Source organism: Flavisolibacter ginsenosidimutans, from assembly GCF_007970805.1.
GTDB classification, from domain to species: Bacteria; Bacteroidota; Bacteroidia; order Chitinophagales; family Chitinophagaceae; genus Flavisolibacter; species Flavisolibacter ginsenosidimutans.
Window position 1 is genome coordinate 584,588 of record NZ_CP042433.1, and the last position, 21,837, is coordinate 606,424.

Below are 21,837 nucleotides of genomic sequence, written 5' to 3' on the forward strand. Positions count from 1 at the left end.
CGTAAGCGGCGAAACAACAAACGTGAGATTAGAGGAAGTTTTAGCGGCATCACTTTAACCTTTGTGAAAATAAATCGTGACCGATGAAAAAAATTCTCCTGATAAATTTCTTATTGTATTCGTTCGTTTGTTTTTCGCAAACGAAATACGAAGATTCGCTACGGCTGTTTTTGCACAATTATGTGCAAAGCCATGAGGTAGTGAAAGGCGATGACAAGAAGTTCATACAGTTCTATCTGGTGAACAAAGCCTACCGCGTGGTAGCTAATTTTAAGCCGTCTGCATCCGGCGAATGGCTAACGTTTAAAACCTCGGGAACAAAAAACAAAGTTTTTAAATTGTACGGAACACTTTCGTTTTTATTGAAAGGAAAAGCCTGTCAATTGAACGTTTATCAATCACAGGAGTTAACGACAAACCCGGAATACAAAAATTATCTCTTCCTGCCTTTTACCGATTTAACCACCGGGAACGAAACCTACGGCAGCGGACGTTACCTGGATTTAACAACGACTGACATTCAAAACGGAAAACTTGTTTTGGATTTTAACAAAGCCTACAATCCTTACTGCGCCTACGTTAGCGGTGTTTACAATTGTCCCATTCCGCCAAAAGAAAACAACTTGCAGGTTGCGGTGAAAGCGGGTGAAAAAGCTTTTGCGAAAGCACACTGATTGAGAAAATCTATTTGTAAACACTACCTCTGTATCCGGCTTTGTAAACCGTAACAGTAATAATCTCATCTTCTATTGTATACAAAATTCGAATGTCGCCAATGCGAATTCTGTATTCGTTGTCATAGCCCTGAAGTTTTTTGCAGCCGGCGGGGCGTGGATTTTCTGCGAGAGATGAAATGGCCGTTGTAATTCGTTGAGCGGTGGTTTTGGATTGCTTTTTAATAAAGCTTTCAACCTTCTTTTCAATAAGGACCGTATAGCTCATTTGAAGCCGAACTTTTTATCAATCCGGGCTCTGGCTTCTGACCAGAGAATAAAGCTTCCGCTTTTTTTTGCTTTTACGATTGCCATGTGGTCAAGCAGGTCTTCGATGATTGAAGACATTTGTTTATTCTTCATTGCCTTGTCAATGTCAATGACCAGCTTTTCGACTTCTCCCGTTTGTGGGTTGTTGATGGTTTGGATGCCTGCAATTCTTGCCATAGAAATTAAAAATAAGAAAAACCTCTTTCTTGCATTAGCAAAGGAATTTGACAGGGCGGTAAAAATTTTTTTGGAAAATAAAATTTTCTCCCTTTTATCTTTGCACCAGTTCTTTACGGAATCGCTTATCAAGAAAGGCTGAGGGATATGGCCCTTTGACGCCTTGACAACCTGTCTTCGGCAAGCTCAGACTGACAAGTCTTTGCTGCTGACGATAAGGTGCCAACTCCAGCCCGCGGAATTGCGGGACAGATAAGTCAGATAAAAGCTTTACTACTTTAACGTAACATAGTCAAGCTCTTCTGATTTATCGGAAGAGCTTTTTTGTTTTCAATACAGAAGCTCTCCCGGTAATCTTGTCTTTTCCTTTTTGATAAGTCGTCAAAAAATTTTAAACAACCCGTGCAAGCGGCAAAACCAGACAAGATGAGCACTACAACCCAAATTCTGCAAAGCATTCCCGTTGACCCACTGACAGGCGCTATCAGCGTGCCCATTTATCAAACTTCCACCTTTGTGCAAGAAGCACCCGGCGTAAACAAAGGCTATGATTATGCCCGCACCGGTAACCCTACAAGAGCAACACTGGAGAACATCATTGCGCAATTGGAAGAAGGCAAAGTCGGTGCGGCATTTGGCAGTGGCTTGGCCGCCATTGATGCCGTGGTGAAACTCTTGCAGAGCGGGGATGAAATATTAGCCGTGGATGATTTATACGGCGGCGCCTTCCGCTTGTTCACGCAGATCTATCAAAAGTTCGGCATTACGGTTAATTACGTAGACAGCACAAACGTAGAAAACGTTTTCAACGCCGTCACGCCCAAAACAAAACTGATTTGGATAGAAACGCCAACAAATCCCACGCTGAAAATTTCCGACATTGCGGCCATCGCTAAGATTGCCAGGGCTTCAGGGTGTTGGCTTTGCGTGGATAATACTTTTGCTTCACCCGCCCTACAAAAGCCTCTTTCATTGGGAGCTGATATCGTCCTGCACTCCGCCACCAAATACCTCGGCGGTCACAGCGACCTGATTGCCGGTTTGGTGGTAACAAAAGACAAAGAATTGGGCGAACGAATCAGGTTCATTCAGAACGCAAGCGGCGCCATTCTCTCGCCTTTCGATAGTTTCCTTGTCATTCGCGGCATTGAAACATTGAACCTTCGCATCAAACAACATTGTAACAGCGCACAAGCCGTTGCAGAATATTTACAAGAGCATCCTGCCGTTGATAAAGTTTTTTATCCTGGCCTTTCTTCGCATCCGAATCATGCCATTGCAAAAACACAAGCCAAAGGTTTTGGTGGCGTTGTTTCGTTCACGCTGAAGACCGATACGGAAGAAGCGGCAAAAGGTTTTGTAACGTCAACGGGTCTTTTCCATTTGGCAGAAAGCCTTGGCGGTGTGAAAAGTCTCGTATCGCATCCGGCCAGCATGACGCACAAATCCATTCCGGCAGAGAAAAGAAAAGCCGCCGGCGTAAACGACAGCCTCATTCGTCTTTCTGTAGGGCTGGAAGAAGCGGCCGATTTAATAAAAGATTTGGAACAAGCCTTTGCAAAAATTAAACAAGAGCAATTACAAACAGCATAAGAAAACCATGAGCACACACAAACAATTAACCATTGGCCTGTTCGGCTTTGGCGTAGTGGGAGAGGGCATTTATCGCGTGTTGAATCAAACGCCTTCGCTGTACGCTTCCATAAAAAAAGTTTGCATCAAGCATCCCGATAAAAAGCGCGACGCACCGGCGGCTTTGTTCACCACGAATTACGACGAGCTGCTGAACGACGAGGAGATCAATCTCATTGTGGAATTGATTGACGATGCGGACGAAGCTTACAAAATTGTCACTACGGCCTTTCGCAAAGGCAAGTCGGTGATCAGCGCCAACAAGAAGATGATTGCCGAACATTTACAAGAATTAATTCAGCTTCAGCAGGAACACAACGTTTCCTTTTTGTATGAAGCCGCAGTTTGCGGCTCCATTCCCGTTGTTCGCAACTTGGAAGAATATTTCGACAACGACTTGCTGCAAAGCATTTCGGGCATCGTGAATGGTTCTACCAATTTTATTTTAACGCAAGTAGCTGACGGCGCAAGTTATTCGGAAGCCTTGCTGGAAGCGCAACAGAAAGGATTTGCGGAAAGCAATCCTTCGCTGGATGTGGAAGGTTTTGACGCAACAAATAAGCTTACAATTTTGCTGGCACACGCTTACGGCATTCTTACCGAACCGGCAAGTTTATTAAGGCAAGGCATTACCCGGTTGCACGCAAAAGATGCGGCTTATGCCTCGGAGAAAGGGTTGAAAATAAAACTGGTGGCGCAGGCCAGAAAATTGTCAAGCGGAAAGGTCGCGGCATTTGTATTGCCGCAATTCGTAAAAGCCGACAGCCAGTTGTTCAACGTGAACAACGAATACAACGGCGTAATCATTGAAAGCAAGCTGGCCGACAAACAATTTTTTTACGGCAAAGGCGCGGGGCGCTACCCAACGTCTTCGGCTGTAACGTCTGACATTTCCGCTTTTGGCTATCATTATCAATACGAATACAAAAAGCTGAACCGGAAAGAAAAGAATGCGTTGACGAATGATTTTTACCTCGATGTTTTTGTTTCGTTTGCCGCCTGGACGGACGTAAATAAATGGGATTTTGAAGAACTGACCGAGTATCATTCCACCGCCGACCGGCAATACATTCGCGGCATTATTCACGCCGAAAAACTGCGCGATGCGTCCTGGTTTAATGATCCATCGGTTTCCATCATTGTGCAGCAGGACGGCGTGATTGAGAAGGAAAGCCTTGTTCACAAAAACCTTAAAAAAGTTAGCCTGCAATTAGCCGGCGTCGGATTTTAGTTGTTGTTTGTGTTTTGATTTTGGCCGCTTCGCAAATTTGCGAAGCGGTTTTTTATTCGTCAATTAGAACCACAAAGACACAAATACTCGGCGTTATACGGAGACTCTCAGTGAACCTTTGTGTTCTCTGTGTCTCCGTGGTGCAAAAAATAGTTGAACAAAGTTCCGAACGTACAAGTGTGCGACGCAACGAAAGCTCAATAGCCAGCAATGCAGCCTGGTACATTGAAACATTTTCGCACGGAGTCAAGAAGTGAGGGAAAAAATTCTGCGCACAACACGCCAACGTCAAACGTCAAACGTTAAACGGTATTCCGCCTTATCTTTACGCCGCTCAGAAAATCCTTCTCAACATAAAACCAAAATTCAATGGGCATTATCAAGGACAGGTTCAAAGAAAAAGGCGATGCCTTGGCCGCGGAAATCAAAGACTTACTCAAAGAACACGGTACAACAAAAATTGGTGAAGTGCAACTGTCGCAGGTCTATCAGGGCATGCGCGGCATCACCGGGTTGGTAACGGAAACTTCGTTGCTTGATGCACAGGAAGGCATTCGCTTTCGCGGCTATTCCATTCCCGAACTGCGCGAGAAATTGCCCAAGGCGGAAGGCGGCACCGAACCTTTGCCCGAAGGATTGTTTTATTTAATGTTGATTGGCGAACTGCCCACCGAAGCTGATGTAGAACACCTGACCGGTGTGTGGCAACGCCGCAGCCACGTACCCAATCACGTGTTTGCCACCATTGAAGCCTTGCCCGCAACTACGCACCCCATGACGCAGTTTGTGGTAGGCATAATGGCACTTCAAACCGAAAGCGAATTCTCCAAACGTTACGCCGCCGGCATGAGCAAAAAAGATTATTGGGATGCGGTGTTTGACGACAGCATGGACCTAATAGCACGCCTGCCGCGCATTGCTGCTTATATCTACCGCCGCAAATACAAAAACGGCGACCACATTCAGCCGAACGGCTTGCTGGATTGGGCAGGAAACTTTGCGCACATGATGGGTTATAGTGACGAAAGCTTTAAAGAGTTGATGCGATTGTACATGGTGATTCACGCCGACCACGAAGGCGGCAACGTGTCGGCACACACAACCCACTTGGTTGGCTCTGCGTTGAGCGATCCGTATTTGAGTTTAGCCGCGGGCATGAACGGCCTTGCGGGGCCGCTGCACGGCTTGGCCAACCAGGAAGTGATCAAATGGATTTATGAAATGCGCGAAGAATTAAAAACCGAAGCGCCTACAAGCGAACAAATTGCCGATTATGTGAAGAAGACGTTGGAAGGCGGCAAAGTGGTGCCTGGCTATGGGCACGCGGTGTTGCGCAAAACCGATCCGCGTTTTACGGCGCAGATGGAGTTCGGCAAAAAGCACATGCCCGATGACCCGCTGGTGCAAACGGTTTGGAACGTTTACGAAACCGTGCCGCCCATTTTGCAATCGCTTGGAAAGATTAAAAACCCCTGGCCCAACGTGGATGCACACAGCGGCGCTTTGCTGGTTCACTACGGCATGGTGGAATACGAATTTTACACGGTGCTTTTTGGCGTGAGCCGTGCGCTGGGTGTGCTGGCAAGTTTGTGCTGGGATCGTGTGCTGAACTTTCCGCTGGAGCGTCCAAAATCCATTACAACGGATTTGGTGAAGAAGTGGCTGAAAGGTGAGGACGAGGTTTGGGGAGACTAATCTTTTCTTGCCTTTCTTTATAAAGTAAACAAAGCCCAATCAATCGATTGGGCTTTGTTGTTTCGGTAGTTGGTACAAAGCAGGAGAGATCTATTGGCGGCTGCATTTGCTCTGTTGATTGAAGATGTTGTTGAAAAAGCTGGCATTAATACTGACAGAATTTACCGTCCCTGATAATAGGCAAACTGATTACCCTGATGGGACGAATTCGCATCTGGGATTTTGCCTTTTGCATCAAGCAAAAAGCTGGGCGGATCATTTTCATTGTCTGTCGTTGGCCTGTACAACCCTGTAAATCCTTTCAATGGACCCGTAGAGAAATTAATGATATTAGTTTTGGTATTGTACATGCAGTTTCCGGCCTTTCCATTCAATATGTATAAGCCGTATGATTTCAGTTGAAATGTATATTGGTAATTAAAACCGGTAGCGTCGTTTTGATATACATTATATTTTCCCAATGGAGCATTTGCAGGGGCGGAACTCTTTTTTACGGCAGATTCGGCAGTAGCAAATGTGCATTGACTAAGAAAAAGGGCATCACTAATATTTGAAGCGACCACGCCGGTTACAGTAAGAAATCCTCCTACCTGAAAACGACGTAAGATTGCTGAGTCTTTGTACGGAATCTGGCACACGACAAAATTCTCGTAGCCAGTAGCGGTGAGGTGAATTTTGTGCACATCCTGGTCTTTCCAAAAATCGCTAGCTACGCTGATGCTTCTGATTTTACCGGTAACCGTAATGGTTTGGTTACGGTATTTGTTTGCAAAACTGTACTTGCTTTTTCTGTATTCATCATAAAGTTGTTTAACCGTTTGCGTTTGTGTAAACGCTGACATGGATAATGCAAGAAAAAAACAAAATGCAATGACTTTCATGGTGTACGATTATAACGTTAATCCTTTAAGAAGCACCGTGAACCTTGTGATTGGCGAAATGACTCTTCGAATCTTAAAAAAGAAGAAATTGGTTCATTGTGAAACGGAAAATTCAGCTTAATATAACAGCCGGCAGGCAATATACACATCGTCTTCTTCAGTTTGGATTAATTGCCAATCAAAAACCGAACGAGAACAATCAGTATTTATTCCTCTTTTTTTTCTTCCTCCGGCGGCGGCACAAGCGTCGGTGCATCATCCTGCGTTAGTTCCGCCATGTTTCGGTCGTTGGCAATTTTGCCGGTTTCTTCCAGCATCCGCATGTCCTTCGCGTCGCGCAAAAACTCCGAGGCAAAAATGAATTCGTTCAGCCGCTGGTTCTTGCTAAAGATGATTTCTTTGTTGTTGCCTTCCCATTCTTTCTCGCCTTTGTACAAGTACATAATGTGGTCGCCAATCTCCATCACGCTGTTCATGTCGTGGGTTACAACGACGGTGGTGATTTTGTATTCGTCCGTGATTTCTTTAATAAGGTGGTCAATCAATCCCGAGGTTTGCGGGTCAAGGCCGGAGTTGGGTTCATCTACAAACAAATACTTCGGGTTCAGTACAATGGCCCGCGCAATGCCCACACGTTTCATCATGCCACCGCTTAATTCAGCCGGAAACTTTTTGTTGGCGCCTTTCAGGTTCACTCTTTCCAACACTTCATTTACACGTTCGCGTTTTTCCTTCGTGCTCTTTTTTGTGAACATGTCAAGCGGAAATACCACGTTCTCTTCCACCGTCATGCTGCTGAAAAGCGCGGAGCCCTGGAACAGCATTCCAATTTCTTTGCGCACTTCTTTTTTCTGGTCGGTGGTCATGGCTGTGAAGTCTTTGCGGTCGTAAAATATCTGCCCGCTGTCCGGCTGAAAAAGACCGACCAGACATTTGGTAAAAACGCTTTTGCCGCTGCCGCTACTGCCAATGATAAGATTACACATGCCGGGGCGAAGCTCTACATCCACTCCGTTGATGATGGTTTTATCGCCAAAGCTTTTTCGCAGTCCTTTTACTTCAATCATTTTAATATTTCTTGATGACCAATAAGTGAGTATTTGACAAACTAAAACCCGTACCGAAAAAATAGATCCCCATGTTGACGGTAACGATTGCAAAAAGTTGGAGCAGGCTTTTCATTTTTACAAAAGAAGAGCGGCCAGCGTGTAATCGGCAAACAAGATGGCAATGCAGCTAACCACTACTGAACGCGTGCTGGCCCTGCCGATTTCAAGCGCCCCTCCGTTTACATAATAACCAAAATACGATGGGATGCTGGAAATGATGAAGGCGAAAGTGTATGCTTTGGCCATGCAGAAAAATGCGTTGTAGGGATCAAAGGAAGACAACAATCCTTTGTCGAATTCGTCGCCTGAAAGAATGCCGGTTAAGGTTCCAGCCAGGCGACCTCCCCAAATTCCAAGCCCTGCCGCCAACACCACCAACATTGGTATGACCACTATGGCTGCCAAAATTTTCGGTCCTATCAAATATGCTTTAGTGTTGATGCCCATAATTTCCAACGCGTCAATTTGTTCCGATACCCGCATGTTTCCCAACTCACCGGCAATCTTGCTGCCGACAACACCGGCCAACACAATGCAAACAAGCGTGGGTGCAAATTCAAGAATTACCGTGTCACGTACAACCATGGCAATGGTATATTTCTGAATGAGCGGCGAGGTTAACTGGTAGGCTGTTTGCGCCGTGGACACAGCACCCATGAACACAGAAATGATGGTAACGATTCCTAAAGACCCGATGCCGATTTCAGAACATTGGTGCATGAACTCACGCCAGTACATCCGAAAATTTTCCGGCCGTGAAAACATGCCTTTAATCATCAGCAGATATTTACCCAGGTCGCCAAAATATTTCATACGTTTTTGTTTAGATGATGGATGACAGATGACGGATGACGGTTTCGAAATTATTTACTGTCATCCGTCATCCAACATCTGCCATCTATTGTTGCGATGCTTCGTTTTTTCTTTCCTTCCGTCTTTTCCACCACGAGTTTTTTGCATTTTCATCGGCGGCAGCCTGGCTTTTCAGTTGAGCATCCACCACGGCAATCATGGCCATGTTGGTAATGCTGCGCACCGAACTTCCCAACTGTAAAATGTGCACCGGCTTCTTCAGGCCTAATAAAATTGGGCCAATGGCTTCGGCCGCTCCGAGTCCGCTCAGCAAATTGTACGCAATATTGCCCGAAGCAAGATTCGGAAAAATGAGTGTGTTCACGTCTTTGTCCACCAACTCGCAAAAGGGATAATTCTCCTTCATCAAATCCTTGTTGAAGGCAACGCTGGCCTGCATCTCACCGTCAACAATCAGGTTGGGCATTTGTTCTTTTACAATGGCCCTTGCATCGGCTACCAGTTTGGCTTCCGGCGAATTGCTGCTGCCGAAGTTGGAAAAACTTAACATGGCAATGCGGGGAATGATGTTGAAGTTGCGCACTTCCTTTGCCACCAACAACGTAATTTCTGCCAATTCATCGGCGGTGGGATGGATGTTCACCGTAGTATCGGCCATGAACAACGGCCCTTTTTTGGTGAGCATCAGGTACATGCCCGCAATTTTATCAATGCCCTCCTCCACACCAATGCACTGCAAAGCCGGGCGAATTGTGTCTGGATAATTTTTTGTCAGGCCCGAAATCATGGCGTCGGCTTCGCCGGTTTCCACCATCATGCAACCAAAGTAGTTGCGGTCTTTCATGATCTTTTTGCTCTCGTAATAGTTGAAGCCTTTGCGGCCCCGTTTTTTGAAAAACAAGGCAGCAAACTTGTTGCGCATTTCTTCCATCGCATCACTGCGCGGATCAAAGATGGGCAGGCCTTCAATGTCAATGCCGTTGGCGGCCGCAAGGGTTTTAATCTTGGTTTCATCACCCAACAAAATCGGGAAGCCCACGCCTTCGTCAATGACAATTTGCGCGGCTTTTAAAATTTTTACATTGTCGGCTTCGGCAAATACAATGCGGCGCGGATCGCGGCGGGCCTTGCTGCCCAATACACGCATCACCTGGTTGTCGAGGCCCAAACGTTTGTTCAAATCCGTTGCATAAGCTTCCCAATCGGTGATGGGTTTTTGCGCCACGCCGCTTTCTATTGCAGCCTTGGCGACGGCCGGACCAACGGTGGCAAGAAGGCGTGGGTCGAGGGGCTTGGGAATGATGTAATCGGGACCGAAAGAAATTGTTTTTGCGTTGTAGGCAAGGTTCACAATGTCGGGCACAGGCGTTTGCGCCAGTTCGGCCAAAGCCTTTACGGCGGCCAGTTTCATGGCTTCGTTGATTTGCGTGGCGCGAACATCAAGTGCGCCGCGAAAGATGTACGGGAAACCAAGCACGTTGTTCACCTGGTTGGGATAATCGCTGCGGCCCGTCGCCATGATTAAATCCTTTCTTACACCGGTGGCTTCTTCCCAACCAATTTCCGGATCAGGATTGGCCATGGCAAACACAATGGGATTCTTTGCCATGCTGCGAACCATGTCGGCGGTAACCACATTGCCTACGCTTAAGCCCACAAAAACATCGGCATCTTTCAGCGCTTTATCAAGCGTAAGGCCCGGTGAGGCGTTGGCAAATTTTTGTTTAAAGTCTTCTACGTCGTTGCGTTCTTTCGTCAGCGGTCCTTTCACGTCGAACACGCAAAAATTTTGCGGATTGGCGCCCAGCGACACGTACAAATTCATGCAGGCCATGGCCGCAGCGCCGGCGCCGTTCACTACAAAGCGCACCTTGTCAATTTTCTTTTTTTGGAGCTGAAGTGCGTTAAGCAATGCAGCAGAAGAGATGATGGCCGTGCCGTGCTGGTCGTCGTGCATCACAGGAATTGTCAACTGTTCGCGCAGGGCTTTTTCAATGATGAAGCATTCGGGTGCTTTAATGTCTTCGAGGTTGATGCCACCGAAGGTTGGTTCAAGCGCTTTTACAATTTGCACGAATTTTTCGGGATCGGTTTCGGCCACTTCAATGTCAAATACGTCAATGTCGGCGAAGATTTTAAAGAGGACGCCTTTGCCTTCCATCACGGGTTTGCCCGCTTCGGGACCAATATCGCCCAAGCCCAAAACGGCTGTGCCGTTAGAGATAACAGCCACTAAATTTCCTTTGGCAGTGTATTGATAAACGGCTTCTTTGTTGGCAGCAATTTCTTTGCAGGGCTCGGCTACACCCGGCGAGTAAGCCAACGATAAATCGCGTTGGGTTTTGGCTTCTTTTGTAGGGATGACTTCAATCTTTCCGGGCCTGCCTTTTGCGTGATATTCCAACGCGGCTTGTTTGCGCGAATCTTTTTGCATATTTCTACCTCTCGCAGCTTTTGGTAATGGCCGATTATTTTTTCTTGAACAGAAAAAGCTTCCGCCTGCTGCCGGACAAAAATAGCATTGTTCAATTTGTAAATGGAAAACCGCGAACGAAAGGCGCTTTAATCTATTTTCAGCTCTACGCGGGATGTGCCGTTGGCTGTTTCGCCCGGATAAGGCAATACGTTGACCAGTTGAAAGCGATGATTTGCAAGCGTTGTATCGGGTGGCGGAAATCCGCTTCGGGACAAGGTAGAAAGCATAAACGAATGCGTTTCGTTCTTTAAAGAAACCGTAAGTTTTACCGCAGCGTAACCGGCCCAGATGCAGGTTGCGTTAAGTGGACAACGTGAATCATTGAGTGAATCAACACAAACTTTCACGTTGTCCGCCGACCGCTGCACGGTAGTGCATTCAGCAAGCTTTATGGTTACCGGATTTTCTGCGTTATACGAACTTGTCTTGCGGCACGCAAGGAAGCAAAGGCCAAGAAAAAGGTATTTGTACATTGCCAATATCATTTTATGTCTGTTGACAACGATAATTTTTACGCCGTTGCTTGCGAAGAGAAAAAATTTGCCGAACTGCCAAACACGGCCATCATGCCCATGCCGATTTCAATGGCATCTTCGTCAATATTAAAGGTTGGCGTGTGCACACCCGATGTTAAGCCCTTTGCTTTGTTGGCCGTTCCCAGCCGGAAAAAACAACCGGGGATTTTTTGCGAGTAATAACCAAAATCTTCGGCACCCATGCGCACTTCGGTTTCTTCTACTTTTTCCTTGCCCATAAAATCTGCGGCGAGGCTTTTTGCGTAATCGTTCAGCGCTTCGTTGTTGTAAACGGTTGGATAGCCTACATCAATGTGCACGTCGGCTTCGGCGCCCATACTTTCCACCAATTCTTTTGCAAGTTTTTTAATGATGCCGTGCGCCTTAAAACGCCAGCCTTCGTCCATGGCGCGAAAGGTGCCCATGAGCTTTACTTCGGACGGAATCACGTTGGTTGTGTAACCACCCTGGAACGAAGAAACGGTAAGAACAGAAGGCGTGAACGGGTCGCGGTTGCGGCTAATGACTTGTTGCAAACCCACCACCAGGTGCGAAGCAACGAGGATGGTGTCGGCGGTGAGATGCGGTGCTGCCGCGTGGCCGCCTTTGCTGCGAACGGTGATGTACAGTTCATCAGCACTGGCCATGACTTTGCCGCCGCGAAAACTGAGTTTGCCTACTTCCAACTGCGGATTAACATGCAGGCCAAAGATGCACTGCGGTGCTGGGTTTTGGAGCACGCCTTCGTTAATGAGCAGGCTTGCGCCGCCGGGATTTTTTTCTTCGCCGGGCTGAAAAATCAACTTCACCGTGCCTTCCCATTCGGCTTTTGTTTCCGATAAAATTTTTGCCGCGCCAAGCAAACAAGTCGTGTGCACGTCGTGGCCGCAGGCGTGCATAATGCCTGTCTTCGTTGATTTGTACGGCACGTCGTTTTCTTCGTTGATGGGCAAAGCGTCCATGTCGGCACGAAGGGCTACGATGCGTGAAGAGGGATTTTTTCCTTCAATCAATCCGACAACGCCAGTGGCCGCCTTTACTTCAAAAGGAATCTTGTAATCGCGAAGTTTTTGCTGAACGTATTGAGAGGTTTCAAATTCTTTGTACGAAAGTTCGGGATGTGCATGAAGGTGTTGGCGAATGCCGATGAATTCGTTTTTGTATTGTGAAGCGAGGTGTTTTATTTTTTGCAGAAGCATGGGGCGAAGATAAGCCGAAGCAAAAACAGGCCACGTTTCTTCACACCAAAGGATGAGGTCTGGTTCTTGCATTTCTTTTTTAAAAGAATTCATCATGCAGGACGAACAAAAAAGAACGCAGCCTTCGGGCCACGACAGCACCGAACCTTCTACACAAAATGCAAACCGGCAAGAACAAAGCGATCCGCAGTTAACCGAACTGAAAGGTTTTGTTGATAAAAAAGAAGATTTGGAGCCAACGTTAACCGACGGAACGAAAGTGCCCGATAAAGCCAAAGAAGAGAACCGGCAGAACGGTTACAACGACCGTGAAAAGTGAGACGTGAAACCCTAAGTCATTTCAACGGATAAACATTGTAGCGTCTCGCGTCTTCTCTTTATTCTAGGTGGCCTGTTTTTCGCAGGCCTTTTTTTATGGATGTTGAAACAAATAAGGAGCGAAGCAAGGAAATTAAAAATGCAAAGGGCTCCGGTCATCATAAAGCCTGGGTAATTGGTTACGTTGTGACCGCACTCGTTTTTATCGCAGTTTATTTTTTGCTCCAGTTTAAAGTCTTCGGTTTGCTGGGCACGTACCGAAGCTTGTTGCAACGCCTTTCGCTTGCCGGCTTTGTCGTATCGGTCGTTCTCATCATCGCAAGAGTTATCATTGCGTCCATTGCCAAGCGTTCGGAAAACAAAAAAGAGCAGTACAACGTCATTCGCCTCATTCGATTGTTAAGCGTATTGCTTGCACTCTTTATTGTCGTTACGTTTTTGTTTGCCAAATGGTACACGGCGGCTGTTTCGCTAGGACTGTTTTCACTCATTCTCGGCTTTGCCTTGCAAACGCCCATCTCTTCGCTCATTGGTTGGTTTTACATCATCATTCGCACGCCTTACCGCATTGGGGATAGAATACAAGTCGGCACATTCACCGGTGACGTGGTGGAGATTGGTTACCTCGATACAACCTTGTGGGAATTTCACGGCGATTATCTTTCCAATGATGTTCCCAGCGGACGCCTCATCCGCTTTCCCAACACGTTGGTGTTGCAATCGCAGGTGTACAATTACTCCTGGCGAAAGTTTCCCTTCATCTGGAATGAAATTCCTTTTCAAATAGCCTACGAAAGCGATTTTGATTTTGTAGAAAAGACGGTGAAAGAAGTAGCAACAAGAGAATTGGGTGACGGCATGAAGGAAGCCATTGAAAAGTTTAAAGAACTGGTGCAGCAAACGCCGGTTGATGAATTGGAAATAAAAGAATATCCTTTCGTTGTTTTCAGGGTAAACGCAAATACATGGGTAGAAGTGGTGTTAACGTATTTGGTGCCGCCAAAGAAAGCATCGGGCATTCGCAGCCGCCTGATTAAATCCATCATTCGTGAATTGCTGAAAGAACCGGATAAAGTTTTGTTTCCAAAGTCAAATTCGCGATGAAAGAAATCCTGTCTCGCTTGTTTAAATCAAACCGTCGAAAGACGAGGGCGGTTCGTTTTTTTCTTTTGTGCCCTTTGTTTCCAACTTGTTTATTTTGTCCAGCAATTCGTCCATTTTCAATTGCAGCTTTACCACTTCCGTCTGCGACTTTAAGTTTATTTGGTATTCAACTTCTCCGCGAATGCGGTCGGCTTCCGCCTGTCTTCGCTGGCTGTTCAAAATGAGAATGGTCAGCAAAAAGGAAACAAGCGTAAGGATAAATTCAAGCAAAGCGAAGGCAGGCGGCTGATCCAAAAACGAAACGGGTTGCGCATAGCGCCGATGATAAAGAAAAACCTGCACCGTCATCCAGCCTACAATAAAAAAGATGTAAAACAGAAGAAACCATCCGCTCGTTAGCAGCCGGGCAAGATTGTCAACCGACCGCTGCAAACGGGTGCTTTTTGCTTCTACCTGCTCGTTTATGTTCGGAATGACGTTGATGCGTGCCGTGCTTTGCCGAAGACGCAGGGTCAACACTTGCAGCAAGGTGCGGCTTAACTGCGGATGCTTGTTCAAAAAAAGATAAAACGAATCCCTGTCGAGGGTGAGCAAAGCAGTTTGTTCCAGCGATCGGGCTGTGGCCGAATGTGGTTCTCCGTCAATCAGGGAAAGTTCGCCAAAGAAGGCACCCGGTTCCAACACGGCAAGACTTACGTCGCGACCGTCTTCATCGGTATAACTTATCTCTACTTTTCCTTCTTCCACAATGTACAGGCGGTCGCCTTTTTCGTTCATCCAAAAAATGGTTTGCTGCGCAGGATGGCTTTGCCTTTTTAAATAAGCCTGCAACTCCGCCAGTTCAGCGGTTGCCAAACCGGCAAACAAATCAATTTTTTTTAAGGTGGCTTCGTTCATGTTTGCTCTTTGGGCATTGATTGTTTTAGTGATTGCGAATCTTGCGCCATGCGGATGAAGTTGTTGTGAAAACAAATTGGCTGGGCAGACAATAAACAAATTAACAATTTGCCGGTTGTGTTAATGAGGAAAGAAAAACGCCAATCGCTTTTAGTACATTTATTGCATAATCCTCCACAACTAAAATCCCAACGTTATGTTTGATCAAATTCTGGATCTCGTCAAAAGTCATTTGGGCAATAACCCGCAAGTTGCTGCAGCTGTTCCACCCGGACAGGAAGACGCGGTTCACCGCGAAGTAGCTACGCAAATTCAAAACGGTTTGGCCACGCAAGCGGCCGCGCAGGGCGGTGTAGGTGGTTTGCTCTCGCACTTGCAAAGCGGTTTAACCAGCGGTAGCCCGGTAGTGAACGCAATTGAAGGTGGATTGATGGGTACGCTCGGTAGCAAATTTGGTTTACCGCCTGCTGCCACCGGCGCAATTGCAGCGGCCTTACCCGGTTTGTTGCAAAAGTTTGCACACAAGGCGAACGATCCGAATGATCCAAGCATTACGCCGGACAGCATCTCGAAACACCTGCCCAATCTTGGCGGCTTGGGTGGGGCACTGGGCGGATTATTTGGCGGACGATAATTTTTATAAACAAGTATACAAATGAAAAGCACCGGTTTAAACCGGTGCTTTTCATTTTCTTTAAAGTTGTTTGTAGCAAGCCAGTAAAGTTTGGAGCGTTTTGCTTATTCGTCAATGCCAAGCCCTGATTCAATTACAACATAATCTGATGTATCAGTGTCGTCCTTCTCCGAACGCTCCGTATCTGCCTTGCGATCGTCGGAAATATCTTTCATGCCGGCTCCTGTTTTTTCGGTTGCTGTTTCCGGTCTTTGTTCTCTGTTCTCCTTGTCTTTCATATACGGTAAATTTATCGGTGATAAAACAAAACCGTTACGAAAACCGTGCCTTGGTGTGCAGCAAAACGACACGTGAAAACAGGGAAGTACAAGGGAGCTGTTCCGCAAACATCTTTACCAAAAACAATTTTATCTTGTCATTCACAAACTATGAATGAAATCAACTCCATTGCCGGCGTTATTGTTTGCCTCGACAAAATTGTGCAGGAAAGCATTCAAACGCAGAGCCGCACAGGCTATTTTGCAGCCTTGTACAAACGAATGACAAAAGCCGTGAGCGAAGGCATTGCGGCCGGTCAGTTTGAAGACGGTAAACGAATGGAACAACTGGACATTGCGTTTGCCAAACGTTATCTCGAAGCTTTTGAGGCTTTTCAAAACAAAAAAGAATGTTCGGCCTCGTGGCAGTGCGCTTTATCGGGTTGCGGCAATCGTTCGCTTATTGTTTTGCAGCACCTGATTTTGGGCATCAACACACACATTAATCTCGACCTCGCCATTGCTGCGGCCACGGTTGGGCCCGGCCAAAGCATTCACGCTCTGGAGAATGATTTTAACCGCATCAACCTTGTCATTGCTTCGTTGGTTGACGATGTGCAACATTGTTTAGAAGAGGTTTGGTTTCCCATGCGGTGGCTGAACAGAATTGCAACAAAGCCCGAAGAAGCCGTTTTGAATTTTAGCATTGGCGCCGCCCGAAAGACGGCTTGGGCCAATGCGGTAATCCTCGCAAATATGGATGCGCATCAACAGCAGGCACAGATCAAAACAATGGACTTGATGGTGCAAACGGTTGGCAATGCCGTTATACATCCGGGCTTCTGGCCGCAGCTTTTGTTGCGCTTAATCCGGGCGATGGAATACGAAGACGTGTCGCGAACGATACGGTTGATAGACACAACCGTGGTGTAAGCGGAAAATAGAATCTTGTGAAGAGCGAATCAGTACCGCCGTCCGGTGAACGCACTTCGCAACAAAGCCATGATGAGTGTAAATACAGCCGATCCGATGATGGCCCACAAAATGGGAAAAGATTTGCCTTGAATGTGCACGGTAAAAACTTCGGGCAAACCGAATTTGCCCGCAAGCCACATTCCGAGATACGCGCCGATGAAGCCCACGACAATTGAAACAAGGCAGCCGCCCAAATCATAACCAGCCAACGATTGTCCGATGGCGCCGCAAACGGCGGCAACAACCAGCAGCACCAAAAATCCGATAAGTGTCATAGCGCGAAGTTTTATTGTAAGAATTTGCGTTTACGCGTTTGCTTTACAAGCACTGCAAAAGCTATTCCCGTACCAAAAATATTTGAGCCGAGGCAAGTCAATCGTAAAGGGAACACGGCGAAGGAAGGAGTAAACGCAAAGGCGTTCGTATTTTCTGCAGGGACAAATTCCTCATTTTTTCGCTTGCGGGAAAAGCCGGTCTTGGTTAGGTTTGAACCAACCCGTTTCTATGAAAAAACTAATTGCTTTGGGCGGTTGCATTTGGCTGTTTCAAAGTTTTTCACACGCAGCTTTAAGTGACGATGCAATTGAACAGGCCAACGGCCGCAAGGTTTTGGTAAAAGCGCTTGCCGTCGTTGTAAACACAAATGCCCACCGCAAAGTGGCGCCAAAAAACGTTGCGCTTGCCGGTTCGGGTCATCCGCCGTTTTAATTTCTTCACGGTTTCGACAATTCGATCACTTCTTCCGTCAATTGGTGTTTGGTGTTCTTTACTTTTCTTTTTTGCGACGATAGTTTCGGGATGTTATGAAACCTATCGAAAAGAGCTTGTCTTTAAACTCAAATTGCAAGAGCATTACTTGTCTTGAATGTGCTTTGTGCAAGGCAAACAATTACGAGGAGAAACGAACCGTTATGCCGTCGCCCATAGCCAACGCAGGCAAGGCTTTGTATGGCGCAGAAGCCTCGTTTTATTATTTCTACTTTTCTGTACATTAACCACTTTGAGGCTGCGAGAACGAGTCCGTATCGTGTGTGCCAGCTTGCAACCAAGACGTGGGGTCTTATTGCAAAAGCCCTCTGTGTTGAATGATTGAATAGCGTCGTTTGCATTTAATTTTTTTTCTTCTGTTTTGCCAAACGTATAGATTGTTCTATTTTGGTATATAAACCAACCGACTTTTTATGCAAAAAAGATCCTTCAAACGCCTTTGCGTTTCTGCCTTCGCCGTTTTATTTGCCGCTGGCATGCTTGTAAGTTGTAACAACAGTTCCGACAAAACCACGACAACGGATTCAACTACTGTCCGCATGAGTGACACCACACACATGAACAACGGAAGCAAAATGATGGACACGATGACTCATGCCGGCGATACGCTGCACAAGGGCGAACAGACTCCTCCGCCAAGTAATTAAATTATTCAGTTTTTTCCGCTTCTCTACTCCTGGCCGACTCTAAACCGGCCAGGTATTTTTCGTGCCTGCTGGTGAGCTTTGCCACGAGCCAGTGTTCTGCTTTGTGGTGTGCGGGTAGCAAAATAGCAGCAATGGCTACAAAGATGATTAGTTCGAGAACGGGAGATTGGTGAGCGGTATTTGAAACAACCGGATGCAGCAGTAATGTGATGTATTCGAAAAAGAAGAGAAGCGCAAAAACGCCCAGAATTTGAATAACCCTTCTGTTTACTCGTTTCCGGGCGATGTAAGCGCTCAAAAAGAAAAGGACGGGGATGAAGGCGCCCATAAAGAAAAATTCGAGCTTTTCTTTTCTGGCTATTTCTTCTTCCAATCTTTCTTCGGCCATTTGCTGTTGCCGAATTCTTTCAGAAATTGTAAGGCTTTGCATTGTCCTGATTTTTTCGCTGTTGTCAAAGGAATCCTTCAGCCGTAAATAATTTTGCTGAACGGCAAAGGCACTGTCAATGTTGTTATCTTCTTTGTACAATTGTGTAAGAAATTCGCTGGCGTTAACGGCGTGTTTTAGAAAACCATTTTGTGAACTTATGAGCAGCGCCGTTCGCGCATAAAACAACGCATAGTCAGGTCGGTTTAATCGATTGTAAGTTTTTGCCAATCCAAGGTAACATTCTGCAAGATTGAAGTAATCTTGCTTCGCTCTTAAATAAGACGCTGCTTCCTTGTAACAGCGATTTGCTTTTGTGTATTCTGCACTTTTAAAATAAATGTTGCCAAGATTATTCAGCGCTGTTCCAATAAGTAAATCATTTTTTTCCTTCAGCGAGTTTTGATAACAGCGTTCCGTATAGGCAGCAGCCGAGTCAAGCTGGCCTGCGTTTGTATAAATATCACCGATGTCAAGGGCAGTATAAAGCGAAAGCTCACGCAAGCTGTCAACTCTTACAATTGAATCGGCGGCATAACCGTATTTAAGCGCATTGTCAACATCCTTCTGGCTGTTGTAAACCAACGCCATGCTTATGTAAACCGAAGCCAGGCTTTTTGCATCGCCGGTGCGTTCAACAATTTTCAGTTCTTCGAGATAGTATTCTAAAGCCTTGGTGAAATTTCCCAGCCAGTTGAAAGCGGCGGCCATCAATCCCAGGGAACTTGCTTCGCCTTTTTCGTCGTGCCATTTTTTTGAAAGGCTATAAGCATTTTGAGCCAATATCAAAGCCGAATCGGGCTTGCTGTTTTTGTAATAATAGCTGAGCAACCGCAGTGTTTTGGCTTTGCTTGTATCGGCCTTTTGCTTTTGCAGCACAGCCCACAAGCTGTCGGTAACAGCATTCTGTCCGCTGCCGCGAAACTGAAGCAACAAAAGAAGCAGCACAAGAGCGCATAGCCTCATACAAATTTTATTTTGCTATATATTAGTAAGAAATAAAAACTTTCCATGCGCAAAGTATCAAAATTATTTTTCTTCCTTTCGCTCTGCTGTTCGCTGAAAGCAACTGCTCAAAACCAATACGCACTTCTTGTGGGCATCAACGATTATTACCAAAGCCGGGGAGTAAAACATCCGAAAAGCCTGCACGGTTGTGTGAACGACGCCAGTTCTATGCGAGAACTGTTGCTAAACCGCTTTGGCTATCGTTCGGCCAACATTGATACCTTGTACAACGCCAGCGCAACAAAGCCCAACCTGCTGAGCGAATTGCACCAACTGCTCGGAAAATGCCGTCCCGGCGACGCCTTCGTGTTTTATTATTCGGGGCACGGCATCTGGCTGAATAATTACAACGAACCCGATTCCATCAAAATGCGAAGAAGCCAGGCCATGGTGATGAGTGACCTGTATTCTCCCGGCTTTGACTGTTTGGTGACCGACGAAAACCTAAAAAAAGAAATGAACAAATTCATTGATAAGCGGGTTAAAGTGACGGCCATTTTTGACTGTTGTCACAGCGGAAACATTTCTATGGGCGGAGGAAATTCACAACCCTCTTATTGGAGTCCTTACGAGGTTGAAAGCTGGCAAATGAAAAGCTTACAGGTCGGAGACATAGCCTACGTGCCCAAAAGAAAACAACCCATCGGTTGCCCCGCTGACTTCAGTACCAATTCCCGCTTTTGGGTGGATTCGGATAACGACGGTGTACCGGATTGTAAGGATTGGGAAATTCATTCGCCACGGGGCGTGCCGGTAGATTCTCTTGGCGTTGCAACCAGTTCCGTCAATCCCGAGGATTACCTGTTTGAGAATTCTGAAATTGAAAATGATTCTTTGGATTCCGGAGCAAGTGCAGACAACAGCCGCTCGTATAATTTAAAAGACACGTTCAGCATCAATTATCGAGTCCTTGAGACAAGGCCATCGGACAGGAAAGGCGGAGGTTTTTTTTCGCTCTCTGCATCCGACCAGGATTTGACGGCGGCCGAAATAACCGATGAAAGCGGCCTCCCGCACGGCGCCTTCACAACCGCTTTGCTTGCTGTTTACAAAGAGAATCCCTCCAACCTGCGCATGACGGATTTAATGGCAAAGCTTACAGATTGGATACGCAGCAAGAGCTATATTCAAACGCCCAAGTTTCATTTTGACAAAGAGCGATTAAATAGCAACCTGCTCGGATTTGATAACGCAAACTTTTCTAACACCGTCGTAACGCATTGCATCGCCGCAGCAAACGGAACGATCGTCTTTGATAAAGGACTCTACGCCGCAATAACCAAAGGTGATATTTTAAAAAAGGTAGATAAAAACGAAAGTATCACCGTTCAAGTCGTAAGCGCCACAAAAGACGCAGCAACGGCGGTTGACAAAACGGGAGCCGTTAAACGAGGGGATATTTTCCAATTCGTTGGTACTGCAACCGTGCCGCCGGTAAAACTTTACATTCCCGAAGCCTCGTTTACACAAGCCGGCTTTCAGGGCTTCTTTCAAAACAAGATTTACCCGCTGACGTTGAAAAAGGATTATGGTGATTATGGTTATGCCGTTGGTGATGCAAACAATGCAAGTTTTTACAGCGGCACTCAAAAGCGGGAAAACAGCGTACGCTTGTACAGCAGTGCGCAACGTTTCGTTGTTTACGAAGCGAGGATAAAGAAAGAATATAATGATCCTTATAATCCTGTATTAATCAACCGGGTTGTTTTACTGCCGCTTCCTTCTTACATCATTCAGCCGTTGAAAAAAATGGTCAGTGGTAACCCAAACATAAAACTGGTGAACCGCCCCGAAGAAGCCGACTATGTTTTGTACCTGAATTATGCAAACGTAAGTCTCGGAACTTCGAAAGGATTTATTTTTTATTATCATCCGCCGCTGAACAACAAAAACGTTAACGCTACTGTGTTCTCAGCAGACAATGTAACGGTGTCAACACTCTCATTCGCTGGAACGCAACTACAGTCTTTCTGCGAAAAATTGTACGTGTTGACGAAGAGCATAACGGTGTACCACAAGTACGTGTGGTTGTACGGCAAGAAAAAATAGCCGCTGCGGCAAAAAGCTTTCAGGCATCTGCAAAAAGAATTC

Annotated in this window: 23 protein-coding genes and 1 riboswitch; of the genes, 11 read left to right on the forward strand and 12 right to left on the reverse strand. The window is 46.2% G+C overall.

Annotated elements, in window-relative coordinates:
* Positions 1-83: 83 nt before the first annotated feature.
* Complete coding sequence (locus tag FSB75_RS02285; RefSeq protein ID WP_146782127.1) at positions 84-674, forward strand: DUF1684 domain-containing protein; 591 nt, start codon at positions 84-86, stop codon at positions 672-674.
* Between the two features lie 10 nt (positions 675-684).
* On the opposite strand, the gene FSB75_RS02290 is transcribed toward FSB75_RS02285, so the two are convergent.
* Entirely contained in the window at positions 685-942 is a 258-nt protein-coding gene (locus FSB75_RS02290; RefSeq protein WP_146782131.1) for a type II toxin-antitoxin system RelE family toxin, read from the reverse strand.
* Entirely contained in the window at positions 939-1,160 is a 222-nt protein-coding gene (locus FSB75_RS02295; protein WP_146782134.1) for a hypothetical protein, read from the reverse strand. The genes FSB75_RS02290 and FSB75_RS02295 overlap by 4 nt, the downstream gene beginning before the upstream one ends.
* Positions 1,161-1,282: 122 nt before the next feature.
* Positions 1,283-1,419: riboswitch (SAM riboswitch) on the forward strand.
* A gap of 167 nt (positions 1,420-1,586) precedes the next feature.
* On the opposite strand from FSB75_RS02295, the gene FSB75_RS02300 reads away from it, so the two are divergent.
* From FSB75_RS02300 to FSB75_RS02310, 3 genes are all read left to right on the forward strand, one after another.
* Positions 1,587-2,753, forward strand: coding sequence for a trans-sulfuration enzyme family protein (locus tag FSB75_RS02300; protein ID WP_146782137.1), 1,167 nt, complete (start codon positions 1,587-1,589; stop codon positions 2,751-2,753).
* Between the two features lie 7 nt (positions 2,754-2,760).
* Positions 2,761-4,023 (forward strand): homoserine dehydrogenase, encoded by a 1,263-nt coding sequence (locus FSB75_RS02305; protein ID WP_146782140.1) that lies wholly within the window; start codon positions 2,761-2,763, stop codon positions 4,021-4,023.
* 369 nt (positions 4,024-4,392) lie between these two features.
* Entirely contained in the window at positions 4,393-5,718 is a 1,326-nt protein-coding gene (locus tag FSB75_RS02310) for a citrate (Si)-synthase, eukaryotic (RefSeq protein WP_146782143.1), read from the forward strand.
* 161 nt (positions 5,719-5,879) lie between these two features.
* Here the strand turns inward: FSB75_RS02310 and FSB75_RS02315 are convergent, their stop codons facing one another.
* The 6 genes from FSB75_RS02315 to FSB75_RS02340 form a co-directional block, all read right to left on the reverse strand.
* Positions 5,880-6,599 carry a hypothetical protein gene (locus FSB75_RS02315; protein WP_146782147.1) on the reverse strand — a complete coding sequence of 240 codons (720 nt, stop codon included), beginning with the start codon at positions 6,597-6,599 and terminating at the stop codon, positions 5,880-5,882.
* A 206-nt stretch (positions 6,600-6,805) separates the two neighbouring features.
* Complete coding sequence (locus FSB75_RS02320; protein WP_146782150.1) at positions 6,806-7,666, reverse strand: ABC transporter ATP-binding protein; 861 nt, start codon at positions 7,664-7,666, stop codon at positions 6,806-6,808.
* Between the two features lie 117 nt (positions 7,667-7,783).
* Positions 7,784-8,521 carry an MlaE family ABC transporter permease gene (locus FSB75_RS02325; RefSeq protein WP_146782154.1) on the reverse strand — a complete coding sequence of 246 codons (738 nt, stop codon included), beginning with the start codon at positions 8,519-8,521 and terminating at the stop codon, positions 7,784-7,786.
* 85 nt (positions 8,522-8,606) lie between these two features.
* Positions 8,607-10,955 carry an NADP-dependent malic enzyme gene (locus FSB75_RS02330; RefSeq protein WP_146782158.1) on the reverse strand — a complete coding sequence of 783 codons (2,349 nt, stop codon included), beginning with the start codon at positions 10,953-10,955 and terminating at the stop codon, positions 8,607-8,609.
* Between the two features lie 128 nt (positions 10,956-11,083).
* Positions 11,084-11,470 (reverse strand): hypothetical protein, encoded by a 387-nt coding sequence (locus FSB75_RS02335; RefSeq protein ID WP_146782161.1) that lies wholly within the window; start codon positions 11,468-11,470, stop codon positions 11,084-11,086.
* Between the two features lie 38 nt (positions 11,471-11,508).
* Positions 11,509-12,783 carry a M20 metallopeptidase family protein gene (locus FSB75_RS02340; RefSeq protein ID WP_317130404.1) on the reverse strand — a complete coding sequence of 425 codons (1,275 nt, stop codon included), beginning with the start codon at positions 12,781-12,783 and terminating at the stop codon, positions 11,509-11,511.
* 22 nt (positions 12,784-12,805) lie between these two features.
* On the opposite strand from FSB75_RS02340, the gene FSB75_RS02345 reads away from it, so the two are divergent.
* Together FSB75_RS02345 and FSB75_RS02350 are read left to right on the forward strand one after the other, a co-directional pair.
* Positions 12,806-13,030 (forward strand): hypothetical protein, encoded by a 225-nt coding sequence (locus FSB75_RS02345; protein ID WP_146782164.1) that lies wholly within the window; start codon positions 12,806-12,808, stop codon positions 13,028-13,030.
* Positions 13,031-13,125: 95 nt separating this feature from the next.
* On the forward strand, positions 13,126-14,133 hold the full coding sequence (locus tag FSB75_RS02350) for a mechanosensitive ion channel family protein (protein WP_146782167.1): 1,008 nt from the start codon (positions 13,126-13,128) through the stop codon (positions 14,131-14,133).
* Positions 14,134-14,154: 21 nt separating this feature from the next.
* Here FSB75_RS02350 and FSB75_RS02355 read toward each other — a convergent pair whose 3' ends face one another.
* Positions 14,155-15,030 (reverse strand): cyclic nucleotide-binding domain-containing protein, encoded by an 876-nt coding sequence (locus FSB75_RS02355; RefSeq protein WP_146782170.1) that lies wholly within the window; start codon positions 15,028-15,030, stop codon positions 14,155-14,157.
* 196 nt (positions 15,031-15,226) lie between these two features.
* Between FSB75_RS02355 and FSB75_RS02360 the strand changes: the two genes are divergently transcribed.
* Positions 15,227-15,664 carry a DUF937 domain-containing protein gene (locus tag FSB75_RS02360; RefSeq protein ID WP_146782172.1) on the forward strand — a complete coding sequence of 146 codons (438 nt, stop codon included), beginning with the start codon at positions 15,227-15,229 and terminating at the stop codon, positions 15,662-15,664.
* 104 nt (positions 15,665-15,768) lie between these two features.
* On the opposite strand, the gene FSB75_RS21755 is transcribed toward FSB75_RS02360, so the two are convergent.
* Positions 15,769-15,942 carry a hypothetical protein gene (locus FSB75_RS21755; protein ID WP_172623045.1) on the reverse strand — a complete coding sequence of 58 codons (174 nt, stop codon included), beginning with the start codon at positions 15,940-15,942 and terminating at the stop codon, positions 15,769-15,771.
* 150 nt (positions 15,943-16,092) lie between these two features.
* Between FSB75_RS21755 and FSB75_RS02365 the strand changes: the two genes are divergently transcribed.
* Positions 16,093-16,854 carry a DUF5995 family protein gene (locus tag FSB75_RS02365; protein ID WP_146782175.1) on the forward strand — a complete coding sequence of 254 codons (762 nt, stop codon included), beginning with the start codon at positions 16,093-16,095 and terminating at the stop codon, positions 16,852-16,854.
* Positions 16,855-16,883: 29 nt separating this feature from the next.
* Here FSB75_RS02365 and FSB75_RS02370 read toward each other — a convergent pair whose 3' ends face one another.
* Entirely contained in the window at positions 16,884-17,171 is a 288-nt protein-coding gene (locus FSB75_RS02370; protein ID WP_146782179.1) for a GlsB/YeaQ/YmgE family stress response membrane protein, read from the reverse strand.
* 229 nt (positions 17,172-17,400) lie between these two features.
* Here FSB75_RS02370 and FSB75_RS02375 point away from each other — a divergent pair, with 229 nt between their 5' ends.
* Both FSB75_RS02375 and FSB75_RS02380 read left to right on the forward strand, forming a co-directional pair.
* Positions 17,401-17,604 carry a hypothetical protein gene (locus tag FSB75_RS02375; RefSeq protein ID WP_146782183.1) on the forward strand — a complete coding sequence of 68 codons (204 nt, stop codon included), beginning with the start codon at positions 17,401-17,403 and terminating at the stop codon, positions 17,602-17,604.
* A gap of 473 nt (positions 17,605-18,077) precedes the next feature.
* Positions 18,078-18,311 carry a hypothetical protein gene (locus FSB75_RS02380; protein WP_146782186.1) on the forward strand — a complete coding sequence of 78 codons (234 nt, stop codon included), beginning with the start codon at positions 18,078-18,080 and terminating at the stop codon, positions 18,309-18,311.
* A 1-nt stretch (position 18,312) separates the two neighbouring features.
* On the opposite strand, the gene FSB75_RS02385 is transcribed toward FSB75_RS02380, so the two are convergent.
* Positions 18,313-19,704, reverse strand: coding sequence for a tetratricopeptide repeat protein (locus FSB75_RS02385; protein WP_146782189.1), 1,392 nt, complete (start codon positions 19,702-19,704; stop codon positions 18,313-18,315).
* Positions 19,705-19,749: 45 nt separating this feature from the next.
* Between FSB75_RS02385 and FSB75_RS02390 the strand changes: the two genes are divergently transcribed.
* On the forward strand, positions 19,750-21,795 hold the full coding sequence (locus tag FSB75_RS02390; protein ID WP_146782192.1) for a caspase family protein: 2,046 nt from the start codon (positions 19,750-19,752) through the stop codon (positions 21,793-21,795).
* The last annotated feature ends 42 nt before the right edge of the window (positions 21,796-21,837 follow it).

Bases quoted from the DNA above. Each gene is read 5' to 3' on its own strand.
- FSB75_RS02285 (WP_146782127.1), top strand. From the start codon at position 84: ATGAAAAAAATTCTCCTGATAAATTTCTTATTGTATTCGTTCGTTTGT.
- FSB75_RS02290 (WP_146782131.1), bottom strand. From the start codon at position 942: ATGAGCTATACGGTCCTTATTGAAAAGAAGGTTGAAAGCTTTATTAAA.
- FSB75_RS02295 (WP_146782134.1), bottom strand. From the start codon at position 1,160: ATGGCAAGAATTGCAGGCATCCAAACCATCAACAACCCACAAACGGGA.
- FSB75_RS02300 (WP_146782137.1), top strand. From the start codon at position 1,587: ATGAGCACTACAACCCAAATTCTGCAAAGCATTCCCGTTGACCCACTG.
- FSB75_RS02305 (WP_146782140.1), top strand. From the start codon at position 2,761: ATGAGCACACACAAACAATTAACCATTGGCCTGTTCGGCTTTGGCGTA.
- FSB75_RS02310 (WP_146782143.1), top strand. From the start codon at position 4,393: ATGGGCATTATCAAGGACAGGTTCAAAGAAAAAGGCGATGCCTTGGCC.
- FSB75_RS02315 (WP_146782147.1), bottom strand. From the start codon at position 6,599: ATGAAAGTCATTGCATTTTGTTTTTTTCTTGCATTATCCATGTCAGCG.
- FSB75_RS02320 (WP_146782150.1), bottom strand. From the start codon at position 7,666: ATGATTGAAGTAAAAGGACTGCGAAAAAGCTTTGGCGATAAAACCATC.
- FSB75_RS02325 (WP_146782154.1), bottom strand. From the start codon at position 8,521: ATGAAATATTTTGGCGACCTGGGTAAATATCTGCTGATGATTAAAGGC.
- FSB75_RS02330 (WP_146782158.1), bottom strand. From the start codon at position 10,955: ATGCAAAAAGATTCGCGCAAACAAGCCGCGTTGGAATATCACGCAAAA.
- FSB75_RS02335 (WP_146782161.1), bottom strand. From the start codon at position 11,470: ATGTACAAATACCTTTTTCTTGGCCTTTGCTTCCTTGCGTGCCGCAAG.
- FSB75_RS02340 (WP_317130404.1), bottom strand. From the start codon at position 12,783: ATGCAAGAACCAGACCTCATCCTTTGGTGTGAAGAAACGTGGCCTGTT.
- FSB75_RS02345 (WP_146782164.1), top strand. From the start codon at position 12,806: ATGCAGGACGAACAAAAAAGAACGCAGCCTTCGGGCCACGACAGCACC.
- FSB75_RS02350 (WP_146782167.1), top strand. From the start codon at position 13,126: ATGGATGTTGAAACAAATAAGGAGCGAAGCAAGGAAATTAAAAATGCA.
- FSB75_RS02355 (WP_146782170.1), bottom strand. From the start codon at position 15,030: ATGAACGAAGCCACCTTAAAAAAAATTGATTTGTTTGCCGGTTTGGCA.
- FSB75_RS02360 (WP_146782172.1), top strand. From the start codon at position 15,227: ATGTTTGATCAAATTCTGGATCTCGTCAAAAGTCATTTGGGCAATAAC.
- FSB75_RS21755 (WP_172623045.1), bottom strand. From the start codon at position 15,942: ATGAAAGACAAGGAGAACAGAGAACAAAGACCGGAAACAGCAACCGAA.
- FSB75_RS02365 (WP_146782175.1), top strand. From the start codon at position 16,093: ATGAATGAAATCAACTCCATTGCCGGCGTTATTGTTTGCCTCGACAAA.
- FSB75_RS02370 (WP_146782179.1), bottom strand. From the start codon at position 17,171: ATGACACTTATCGGATTTTTGGTGCTGCTGGTTGTTGCCGCCGTTTGC.
- FSB75_RS02375 (WP_146782183.1), top strand. From the start codon at position 17,401: ATGAAAAAACTAATTGCTTTGGGCGGTTGCATTTGGCTGTTTCAAAGT.
- FSB75_RS02380 (WP_146782186.1), top strand. From the start codon at position 18,078: ATGCAAAAAAGATCCTTCAAACGCCTTTGCGTTTCTGCCTTCGCCGTT.
- FSB75_RS02385 (WP_146782189.1), bottom strand. From the start codon at position 19,704: ATGAGGCTATGCGCTCTTGTGCTGCTTCTTTTGTTGCTTCAGTTTCGC.
- FSB75_RS02390 (WP_146782192.1), top strand. From the start codon at position 19,750: ATGCGCAAAGTATCAAAATTATTTTTCTTCCTTTCGCTCTGCTGTTCG.